This is a genomic window from Geobacillus sp. CAMR5420 (assembly GCF_000691465.1).
Classification (GTDB): domain Bacteria; phylum Bacillota; class Bacilli; order Bacillales; family Anoxybacillaceae; genus Geobacillus; species Geobacillus thermoleovorans.
Window position 1 is genome coordinate 67,798 of the sequence record NZ_JHUS01000017.1, and the last position, 9,414, is coordinate 77,211.

Here is a 9,414-nt window from a genome sequence, read left to right on the forward strand (position 1 = left end):
TTGAAGGAACGGGGGGGATAGGGGGCGGTCCTTGCCCCCATTTAGTTGTTGGCGGCCACGTTTTGGTCAGATACATCGGGATCAAACGCATTTGTAAAGCTGATTGCGTTGTTTGTCATGATAAAGTCGCCGGTGTTGAACCCGCCGGATCCAGCCTGCGTTTTCGTGGCGACTTTTGGTGCGATATACAAGCAGTCGCCCATTTGCACGACCGCGCCGCTGCCGACGCTGTTGATTTTGATCGGACCGACGAATGAAGGCATTACAGCTCTTCCTTTCTATATAGACTTCCATGACGAAACATTTTCGTCACCATCGGAAGGATGAAAATGTCCTTATGTTGAATGCTGGAACTTTACGCATTTTGGAATTCGGGTATTTTCAGGATAGATGCAATTTGAAGATTTACCATTTGCAACTTTTACCGAGTATTTGATCGACTGTCGGGCGACCGAACAACGCCACTTCCAGACCCATTATATAGGTCTGTGAAGCAGGCGGTTGTTCGGTCCTCCGTCACGCCAAGGCGTGACGGAGAAGCCTGTGGCTTTCCCTCGACAGTCGAAAAGGGGCAAACCGTTTTTCCGTCAGGGGACATGTTAAACTTCCTCGTTGCCTCTATATATCTGCTGCTGACGGCATCGGGCCGGCCAGCTGGCGGATATGTTTGATGCGCGCTTCGCCTTCAGCGATGGAGGTTGAGCCGATGTGGACAACGGCCGAAGAGGAGACCCCTAGCACGCGGATCGACCGGACGGAAATGACCGGGGATTCGTGGAGCGTCTGTTGTGATGCAACCGGCGGCGGGGAAGACCAGCGTGGAATCGGCTTGGTAAAAATCAGGAATGTTTGTTCCCCTTCTGGCCCGAAAAACAGCTCGTATTGCCGCTGCACGGCTAAAGCGCGTGTGCGGGCGGAAATCCGTTCAGAGTCGCCGATTTGCAGCACAGAGCTAATAATCAACGTTTCGGCATGGAGCGCCTGAACGATCGATGTCCGTTTCACGATGCCCCACCCCGAGCCGGCACGAGCGGGACAAACGGGCCGATGATGAGCGATTCCGGCGGCGTATCAAACGCAGACGATAAGTTGATCACATCAGCATCGCCGATTAAAAACAGCGAGGCGCTGGCGACGGCTGTCAAGCGGATGTCCCCGACATGCACGTCGCGGTTAATGACGGTATAATTCACGTTGATTCCTCCCCTGAAGGCAAGTGTTTCAAAAACGCGTCGAGCGATTGTTCAATATCCGCTTTCACTTTTTGGAAGATCTCGTTTTCGACCGTTTCATCGCGATCGCCCGCGGGAACATAGCCTTGGTTTGCTTTCTCTTGCAAATAAAAGCGGATGCGTTCATCCGTCTGTCGGGCGATATCTTGCAAAATAAACTGCCGGTACGTATCATCAAGGCGGCGGTTGTATTGCTGCTCAAGCCGCTTCAATGTTTCTGCCGCCTCACTGTTTAAGTAGGCGGCTACTTTTTCCTGAATCGGGCGCATCAACACCGGCTCCGGCTTTGGGACGACGGTTTTCACCGGTTCGACAGCGAAATCTTCGATGGTGCCGCCGGCCCCCGGTGGGGCGATGCCGATATTGAGCGTTCCTTCGAGCGTTTCCACTTTCAGCTGGTCAAATTTGTATTCAATCCGCTCGATCGTAGTGCGCGGCTGCGATTCCAGCTCCCGCAGCCGGGCTTCGAGAACGGAAAGACGTCGTTCGAGCGTCCGTACTTTGTTTGTCTGCCATAATAAATAGCGGCGCAGTTGGACGAAATAGTCGTATATACTCATGGTGCACCATCATCCTCTCTACATTCCCCTCTTACTTCAATATATGGACGGCCTGTCGTCCTCATCACTTTTTTTCTCTGCATTTAGCGGGTGGCCGAATGGAGAGGAACGAGAGGAGCGGACGGCTGGGCGGCGGTGCCAAGCGGCACGGTCGCTTGCGAAGCCGGGCCAGTGAAACCGCCGGTGTTGGCAAGCGTTGACAATGCTTGGATGCTGCCGGCGCTGCCGATTTGCAAAACGGATGAGTTGGTGACGGAGCCAATCCGCAATTGATGGATGCAAATGCTTTGGCTGATGTAAACATTCAACCTCCTTCTCCTCCTTCATACGTTCCCGACGACATTTTCATCGGCGACATCGGCGTCATTCGTATTCGTATTGCTGTAATAGTTATAGATATGAAGCCCGTCGCCGGTGTTAAACGAACCGGCGCCAGCGAACGTTTTCGTCACGCTTTGCGGGGAAATCGCAAACACATCGCCAATATGGAACACGCCGCTGCTTCCGATGCTGTTCAGTTTGACGACTCCGACAAAAGCCGGCATGTGGGCATGCTCCCTTCCTTGTTTTCTTCGTTGATACTAGTGTATGGGCGCAAGCCGGCTGACGTTCGCCCTAATTGTTCGCGGCGTTGTTCGCGTCTATCATATCCGGATCGCCGGTGTTGGTAAAGCTGACGAACGTATTCGTCTGCAGGAAGTCCCCGTTGTTGCCGCCGCCTGAGCCGGTATTGGATTTCAACGTGCTCTTTGGTGTGATTTGCAAGACGTCGCCGAAATTCACCGTGCCGTCGCCGCTGACATGGGTGATTTTAATTGGACCGCTGATAAATGAAGGCATGAAGAGCCCCCTCCTTTTTCGTCGTGTCGCTATCGTTATTGTATGAAAACGGAGAAAAAACGGTTCAATGCGGGGTGAGAGTCCAATTGAGGAAAGCAGCTCCCGCGTATGATAAAGAAAGGGAACGGGCAGAAAGGAAGGGGAAAGGGGATGCCAGCAATCGTCATTGGTGGGATCAAAGTGACGAACGTAAGCGGCAATGGCACTGTCAACATGGGCGATGTGCTGCAAATCGCTCCGAAAAGCACCACGAAGTCAAACTCAGGTGCCGGCGGCGGCAATACTGGCGATTTCTTGCAAACGAATACGTTTTGCAGCGTCACGAATACGGTCGATCCGGATGTCTTGGACGCCGGGGTGAAAGGAAATAACTAGCTATTGTCGAGACGACTCCCCTAGCGTTCGTTTTTGGAAAAAAGAAGAAACCAGGTTCTTTTTTGGCGCAATGGAGTGGACTATCCAAGAAAGAGGGCTGACTTCAAAAGTCATTTTACGACTTTTGGGACGGCCCTCTTTTTCTTTATGCCATCTTTGTTATATAATACAATTGTGAATTTTCTAAAACATAAAACAGGGGGATGGGAGAATGAACGCACCGCTTGTTCTGACCCATTTTTTAGACCGCGCTGTCGCTCTGTACGGGGACAAGCCGGCGATGATTTGTTCCGGACGGACGGTGACATACAGGCAGCTTGGCGAACGAGTGCGGAGGCTCGCCAATGGGTTGCGTGAGCTCGGCATCCGCAAAGGGGATCGCGTGGCGTATCTCGCGCCGAACACGCTGGAAATGCTGGAAGGGTTTTACGGTGTATTTGAGGTGGGAGGGGTGATGGTGCCGCTGAATACGCGGCTGAAACCGGATGATTACGTTTTTATTTTGAATCATAGCGAAACGAAAGTGTTGTTTGTGGATCAGGAGCTGTATGGGCTGATTGCACCGGTCAAAAACAAGCTTGAAACGGTCGAGGAGATCATTGTCCACCATAAAACAGAGGCGGCGATTGATGAAACCGCTTACGATGAATGGCTCGCCGCCCAGTCGTCAGCGCCGGTTCCGCGCCCGATGATCGATGAGAACGATATATGCAGCTTGCTATATACAAGCGGGACGACAGGCAACCCAAAAGGAGTCATGCTGACGCATCGGAACAACTATTTGCATGCGCTTGTGACGATGCACCATTTGCGTGTGTCCGACCGCGATACGTATTTGCATGTGTTGCCGATGTTCCACGTCAACGGCTGGGGGGCTCCGTTTTATTACACCGCCAACGGAGCAACGCAAATCGGTTTGCGTAAAGTCGATCCGAAAGTCATTTTTGATCTTGTCAAGGAACATCAGGTGACGGTTATGCATATGGCTCCGACTGTGCTCAATATATTGCTGCAATATTATGAGCAATATCAACCAGATGTCCCGGAAGGCGTGCGGGTCGTCATCGCCGGTTCTGCGCCGCCGCCGGCGTTTGTCGCACGCGTTGAGGAAAAGCTCGGCTGGGAGTTTATCCAGGTGTACGGCATGACCGAATCGTCTCCGCTCAGCACGATTTCGCTCATTCGTCCGCAGCTTGACGGACTGCCTGTGGAGCAAAAGCAGCGGCTGAAAGCGAAAGCCGGCTATCCGATGATCGGCTGCGAGGTGAAAGTCGTCGACGAGAATGGAGAGGAAGTGCCGAAGAATGGACGGGCGATCGGTGAGGTGATTGTCCGCAGCCATGGCGTCATGAAAGGATATTGGAAAAACGAAGAAGCGACCGCCGCAACGATCCGCGACGGCTGGCTGTATACCGGCGATATGGCGACCGTCGATGAATACGGGCATATTGATATCGTCGACCGGAAAAAGGATATTATTATTAGCGGAGGGGAAAATATTTCGTCGATTGAAGTCGAAGGAGCGCTTTATGAGCATCCGGCTGTGCTTGAAGCGGCCGTCATCGCCGTGCCGCATGAAAAATGGGGGGAAACGCCGCATGCGTTCGTCGTCGTTCGACCCGGGCATACGGTGAGCGAAGAGGAGCTGATCGCCTTTTCGCGGGAAAAATTGGCCCACTTCAAAGCGATCACGGGTGTAACGTTTGTGGATGAGCTGCCGAAAACAGCCTCCGGAAAAATTCAGAAAGTACACTTGCGCCGCCAATATTGGGATGCAATTGGAAAATCGGGCCGCTATGTCAACTGATGATACAGGCATGCGCCTTCAGACGGGCAGAGGAGAGCGCATCGAATGAAATGGATAAGGCGGCGGGCGTGCCGGCAAGGTCGTAAGGCGTCGCCGATTGCGCAGACGGCTAGGCGGTAGAAAGAAGGGAGAAAGCGATGATCAGATCGACCGAGCGAATCGCCGCGGCGGATGTGTTGCGTGGATTCGCCTTGCTCGGCATTTTGCTTGTCAACATGCGTTATGTTTCCTCGCCGGCGTTATACGACGACGGCGTCAAGGGCAGTGATTTTGACCGAGTTTTCGTTGCCGTCGTGGATGTGTTGTTTGAAGCGAGCGCCTATCCGTTGTTTGCGTTTTTATTCGGGTTCGGGGCGATGACCATGTTCCGCCGGATCAGCAGCCGCGGAAAGCGGCCGATTCCGATTCTGTTGCGCCGCTTCTTTCTTTTGCTTGGGATCGGCATGGCTCATGCGTTTGGCCTTTGGTTTGGCGATATTTTAATCCCCTATGCGGTCGCCGGATTCATCATGTTTTTCTTGTTCGCCGCCCCGCCGCATTGGTGGCGGACGGCGGCTGTCGCTGTCTTTCTTCTTTTTCACGGCCTTATGGTGCTGCTAATGGCCCTCAGCATGTGGACAGGAGGAACGAAACCAGTTGGCGGCCACGAGGCTGAGGCGGCCGCAGCGGTTCGTCATTATCAAAGCGGAACGTTTGGTGATGTGTTTTGGCAACGGTGGAACGACTGGATGTATATCAACGGCGATGGAGGGCTTTTGCTTACGGTGTTGACCGTGCTGCCGTTTTGTTTGCTTGGCGGCTATGCCGCCGACCAACGTTGGCTTGAAGCCGACCGTCACTCGCCAGCCAAGCTGCGCCGCCTGATGAGGTGGGCGCTATGTTTTGGTTTAGCGCTGAAAACCATTCCGTATTGGGCTGGGGTCAACGACTTGACCATGTACATCCAAAACAGCTTTGGAGGCGCCGCATTGGCGGTGTTCTACGCGGCGGCAGCCGTGTTTATCTGCGGGAAACGAAGTTGGCAGCGCGCTTGGCGGTGGTGGCAAGACGTTGGCAAAATGTCGCTCACCCATTACCTCGCGCAATCGCTCGTTTGCACGTCGCTGTTTTATGGTTATGGGCTTGGGTGGTACGGACGCACAAGCGCATGGCAGGAGATGTTGATTGCGTTTGCCTTGTATGCGACTCAAGTGTGGATAAGCCGCTTTTGGTTTGCGCGTTTTCATTATGGCCCGGTTGAGTGGATGTGGAGGTGGGGGACATACGGAACGCGGCCGCCGTTTCGCCGCCGGCCGGGGCAATAAAAACCCCGCTTACTGAACGGACGGGGAAGGCGATTCAAAAATCCTCGTTTGCTGCAAATATTGGTTGATCAATTGGTCAAGCTCTTGGCTGCATTCGATCGTCTCTTTGGCCGTGAACCCATACGTGAGCGCCAATTCGATCATTTGTTGTCGTTTTTCTTCAATTTGCAACAGAACCATTTCCTTCACCATCAATCGTTTGAAATGTTGGTTGAGGCATGCCGCGTCGATGCAAGACGTTTGTTGCATGACGAAAGTCGCAATCGACGCCCTAGTGGAAACTAAACATTATTATACATATCCCGACGAAAAAAGGAAGCGATTCGGGAAAATAAGTGATAAATTTCCTAATTTAGACAAAATTCTACAAAAGCAGGACTTTTTCGCCTCGATGGCGAATATCATCCTCAACGCGCCAAAATGACGAAGACGGGTGGAAGAGAAGAGTTCACGAAGCGTCCGCTGCATAACAAAGAAAGGGAGAGAGGCACGATGAAACTGATCACCGCACTTTTCGATGGAGAAACGTTTGTTGGAGCCGTGCCGCAAGGAGACGACCGGGCGGTTCATTTGCGCCGCGCCGAACGGGCGATGGATGGAACGGAGACGATGCCGACGACGATGGTTGAAGCGATTGCCCAAGGGGAGGAGTTTCTCGTACGGGCGCAAAAAGTGATTGACTGGGCGCTAGGCCATCCGACGCGGGAGTACGTTTATCGCCTCAACGATGTCCGTCTTTTGGCCCCGATCCCACGGCCGGCGAAAAACATTTTTTGCATCGGCAAAAACTATGTTGATCACGCGCTGGAGCTCGGCGGCGCCGATGTGCCGGAGCATTTGATCGTCTTCACGAAAGCGCCGACAACGGTCATCGGCCATGAGGAAACGATTTTGCGCCATGCCGATGTCACGGATGAAATGGACTATGAAGGGGAGCTGGCGGTGGTCATCGGCAAACAAGGGCGGGCGATCCGCCGCGAAGACGCGCTTGATTACGTATTTGGATACACGATCATCAACGATGTGACGGCAAGAGATTTGCAGGAGCGGCACCAACAATATTTTCTCGGCAAAAGCTTGGATACATTTTGCCCGATGGGGCCATGGATCGTGCCAAGCAAATTTGTGCCAAATCCAAACGATTTGCGCATCGAGACACGGGTCAACGGCGAAGTGCGCCAGCAAGCCAACACGAAACAATTGATTTTTTCCATTGAATCGATCATCGAGACGATCTCAAAAGGCATTACGCTTGAGCCGGGCGACATCATCGCGACAGGAACGCCGGCTGGAGTCGGCAAAGGGATGAACCCGCCGCGTTTTTTGCAGACGGGTGATGTCATTGAGGTGACGGTGGAAGGCATCGGCATGTTGCGCAACAAAGTGGGAGAGTAAACGGCGAAAGTGAGGAAGCCCCCATTGATGCTCAAAAGGCGTCCTCTTGAAAGAAAGGGCGTCTTTCGTTTTCGTGAAGTTTGTCAACCGTCCGCCCGCCGTGCTATGATTAGGAAGGAACAAGGAATGATTGGAGGGATGGACGTTGACGCATGCCCATATTACGAGCTGGCTCATCACGATTGTTTTATTTTTCCTTGCGGTGTCGATGGAGCGGCAAGGGGCGGGCAAAGCCAAGATCGTGCAAATGGTGTTGCGGCTGTTTTACATTCTCACGATCGCGACGGGAGGGCTTTTGCTGCATAGCATTGCTTCGATATCCGCGCTTTATTGGCTAAAAGCGCTTGCCGGGCTGTGGGTGATCGGAGCGATGGAAATGGTTTTAGCAGCTGTAAAAAAAGGAAAAAGCGCGGCGGCAGGATGGACGCAATGGGTCATTGCCCTTGTGGTGACGCTGTTCCTTGGCCTGTTGCTGCCACTTGGTTTTGACTTATTCTAAAGCGAAGCGGCAGCCTTCTATTGGTTGCCGCTTTTGTCGAAGGCGAAAATATGATATGGTAAAACAAACAATGTTTTTTGAATTTTTCGACCTCGTTGGTCAGCGGGAGGGGGCATGATCGTTTATGCGTTGGTTCTGCTGCCGCCGCGCCGAGGAGCTGGATCATTTGCTCAGGGAGCATAGTTCTTCCTTGGATGAGCCGTTGTTTGTCCAAATCGCGGGCAATGATGAGGCAGCAGTGCGCCATGCGGCCGCCGCGTTAGCCCGTCGTTGGCCGCACGCCCATATGGTTGGGATGGCAGGACCGCTGCCAATGGCCGGGGAGGCGAATCTCGCTGTTGGCGTCGCGTCGATGACGTCTTCAACCGTTTCGTCGTTGGCGCTGCCAGCTGATGAGTTTGACCGCCCGGATGGATTGGCGGCGTTGATCGCGGAGGCGGTCGTTCGTCACGATACGACGTTGCTTTTGTTGTTTACGAATCACCGCTCGGCTTTGCCGCCCTTGCTTCGCCGCTTGCCGCTTGCAAACGAACGAATGGTTATCATCGGCTGCGCGCTTCCCGAGGGCAGCGTGTTATTTTCGCCCGACGGTCGGCTTGAGCGCGGAGGAATCGCCGTCTCTTTCAGTGGAACAGCGCTTCGCGGCCACTGTATGGCCCCGTTTTTATGGGAGCCTGTCGGACGATCCTTCTCCATTACGAAAAGCAGTGGCCAACAAATTGATGAGCTTGATGGACAAAAGCCGTCATGGTATTTGGAACGGTATTTAGGCAAAGAATTTATGGACCGTCTGCCGCTTTCCGGAGTGGAATTCCCGTTTCTTATCGAACGAAACGGGCGCGATGTCTGCCTGCCGATTGTCGCTCTCCATTCAGACGGTTCCGTTGCCGTAAGAGGTCACGTCCATGATGGGGAAAAGGTTCGTTTTTCCTATGTTCATGCCCCGTCCCTTTACTGGAGCGCGCGCGACGCCGCCATGCATGCGGCCAAGCAATCGGCTGAGGGGATGTTCTTTTACTACAGCGCGGCGCTCAGTGGGTATACGCGTCCGCTATTTGACGGGGTTATGTCTGCTTTTGGACAGGCTGCATTCTTTCCGGCTGTCGAAGTATTCGTGAAAGACGCACATACAGCTACAGCGGTGTGGACGGCTGCGTTTGCCGCTGTGTCGCTGACGGAGACAGCGGCATCAGCGGAGAACAGTTTGTCGTCGCCATTGCCGGCGCCGCCGGAAGTGTAAATTATCATTTTATTTCAGCACAAAACGCCCATTTTTTTGCACATTCTTTCAGAAAGCCCTCTCCCCTTTTCTGAAGGAATGTGCTAAATTTTTTGTGAATTGTTTCGGACGAAGATTTCCATTCGTTTCAAGGAGAGGGGGAAGGAAGTGTGATCCAGTTTC

14 protein-coding genes are annotated in these 9,414 nt (G+C 53.2%); 6 read left to right on the plus strand and 8 right to left on the minus strand.

Translation table 11 applies throughout. The annotated features are described in order from the left end of the window. Positions 1-41: 41 nt before the first annotated feature. From DI44_RS12795 to DI44_RS12765, 7 genes are all read right to left on the minus strand, one after another. Positions 42-263 carry a spore germination protein gene (locus DI44_RS12795; RefSeq protein WP_033011644.1) on the minus strand — a complete coding sequence of 74 codons (222 nt, stop codon included), beginning with the start codon at positions 261-263 and terminating at the stop codon, positions 42-44. Between the two features lie 355 nt (positions 264-618). Further along, positions 619-1,005 carry a spore germination protein GerPE gene (locus DI44_RS12790; RefSeq protein WP_033024814.1) on the minus strand — a complete coding sequence of 129 codons (387 nt, stop codon included), beginning with the start codon at positions 1,003-1,005 and terminating at the stop codon, positions 619-621. Continuing rightward, complete coding sequence (locus DI44_RS12785) at positions 1,002-1,193, minus strand: hypothetical protein (protein ID WP_033011648.1); 192 nt, start codon at positions 1,191-1,193, stop codon at positions 1,002-1,004. Before DI44_RS12785 ends, DI44_RS12790 begins: the two co-directional genes overlap by 4 nt. Further along, positions 1,190-1,792, minus strand: coding sequence for a spore germination protein GerPC (locus DI44_RS12780; RefSeq protein WP_033011650.1), 603 nt, complete (start codon positions 1,790-1,792; stop codon positions 1,190-1,192). Before DI44_RS12780 ends, DI44_RS12785 begins: the two co-directional genes overlap by 4 nt. 83 nt (positions 1,793-1,875) lie before the next feature. Next, a complete protein-coding gene (locus tag DI44_RS12775) occupies positions 1,876-2,100 on the minus strand; it encodes a spore germination protein GerPB (protein ID WP_033011652.1) in 225 nt (74 codons plus the stop codon). 15 nt (positions 2,101-2,115) lie between these two features. Next, the gene (locus DI44_RS12770) at positions 2,116-2,337 is read right to left on the minus strand and encodes a spore germination protein (protein ID WP_011230193.1); all 222 of its coding nucleotides are present in this window, start codon (positions 2,335-2,337) and stop codon (positions 2,116-2,118) included. A gap of 70 nt (positions 2,338-2,407) precedes the next feature. Then, positions 2,408-2,632, minus strand: coding sequence for a spore germination protein (locus tag DI44_RS12765; protein WP_013146200.1), 225 nt, complete (start codon positions 2,630-2,632; stop codon positions 2,408-2,410). 150 nt (positions 2,633-2,782) lie between these two features. Between DI44_RS12765 and DI44_RS12760 the strand changes: the two genes are divergently transcribed. From DI44_RS12760 to DI44_RS12750, 3 genes are all read left to right on the plus strand, one after another. Further along, entirely contained in the window at positions 2,783-3,007 is a 225-nt protein-coding gene (locus tag DI44_RS12760; protein ID WP_011230195.1) for a spore germination protein, read from the plus strand. A gap of 211 nt (positions 3,008-3,218) precedes the next feature. After that, entirely contained in the window at positions 3,219-4,814 is a 1,596-nt protein-coding gene (locus DI44_RS12755; protein WP_033024815.1) for a fatty acid--CoA ligase, read from the plus strand. A gap of 137 nt (positions 4,815-4,951) precedes the next feature. Then, the gene (locus DI44_RS12750) at positions 4,952-6,118 is read left to right on the plus strand and encodes a DUF418 domain-containing protein (protein WP_033024816.1); all 1,167 of its coding nucleotides are present in this window, start codon (positions 4,952-4,954) and stop codon (positions 6,116-6,118) included. Between the two features lie 9 nt (positions 6,119-6,127). Here DI44_RS12750 and DI44_RS12745 read toward each other — a convergent pair whose 3' ends face one another. Beyond that, complete coding sequence (locus tag DI44_RS12745) at positions 6,128-6,310, minus strand: aspartyl-phosphate phosphatase Spo0E family protein (protein ID WP_013523088.1); 183 nt, start codon at positions 6,308-6,310, stop codon at positions 6,128-6,130. Between the two features lie 300 nt (positions 6,311-6,610). On the opposite strand from DI44_RS12745, the gene DI44_RS12740 reads away from it, so the two are divergent. From DI44_RS12740 to DI44_RS12730, 3 genes are all read left to right on the plus strand, one after another. Beyond that, a complete protein-coding gene (locus DI44_RS12740; protein ID WP_033005596.1) occupies positions 6,611-7,513 on the plus strand; it encodes a fumarylacetoacetate hydrolase family protein in 903 nt (300 codons plus the stop codon). Between the two features lie 145 nt (positions 7,514-7,658). Beyond that, a complete protein-coding gene (locus DI44_RS12735) occupies positions 7,659-8,012 on the plus strand; it encodes a YisL family protein (protein WP_025950975.1) in 354 nt (117 codons plus the stop codon). Positions 8,013-8,136: 124 nt separating this feature from the next. Further along, positions 8,137-9,252, plus strand: coding sequence for an FIST N-terminal domain-containing protein (locus tag DI44_RS12730; protein ID WP_033024821.1), 1,116 nt, complete (start codon positions 8,137-8,139; stop codon positions 9,250-9,252). The last annotated feature ends 162 nt before the right edge of the window (positions 9,253-9,414 follow it).

Bases quoted from the DNA above. Each gene is read 5' to 3' on its own strand.
- DI44_RS12795 (WP_033011644.1), bottom strand. From the start codon at position 263: ATGCCTTCATTCGTCGGTCCGATCAAAATCAACAGCGTCGGCAGCGGC.
- DI44_RS12780 (WP_033011650.1), bottom strand. From the start codon at position 1,792: ATGAGTATATACGACTATTTCGTCCAACTGCGCCGCTATTTATTATGG.
- DI44_RS12770 (WP_011230193.1), bottom strand. From the start codon at position 2,337: ATGCCGGCTTTTGTCGGAGTCGTCAAACTGAACAGCATCGGAAGCAGC.
- DI44_RS12765 (WP_013146200.1), bottom strand. From the start codon at position 2,632: ATGCCTTCATTTATCAGCGGTCCAATTAAAATCACCCATGTCAGCGGC.
- DI44_RS12760 (WP_011230195.1), top strand. From the start codon at position 2,783: ATGCCAGCAATCGTCATTGGTGGGATCAAAGTGACGAACGTAAGCGGC.
- DI44_RS12755 (WP_033024815.1), top strand. From the start codon at position 3,219: ATGAACGCACCGCTTGTTCTGACCCATTTTTTAGACCGCGCTGTCGCT.
- DI44_RS12750 (WP_033024816.1), top strand. From the start codon at position 4,952: ATGATCAGATCGACCGAGCGAATCGCCGCGGCGGATGTGTTGCGTGGA.
- DI44_RS12745 (WP_013523088.1), bottom strand. From the start codon at position 6,310: ATGGTGAAGGAAATGGTTCTGTTGCAAATTGAAGAAAAACGACAACAA.
- DI44_RS12740 (WP_033005596.1), top strand. From the start codon at position 6,611: ATGAAACTGATCACCGCACTTTTCGATGGAGAAACGTTTGTTGGAGCC.
- DI44_RS12730 (WP_033024821.1), top strand. From the start codon at position 8,137: ATGCGTTGGTTCTGCTGCCGCCGCGCCGAGGAGCTGGATCATTTGCTC.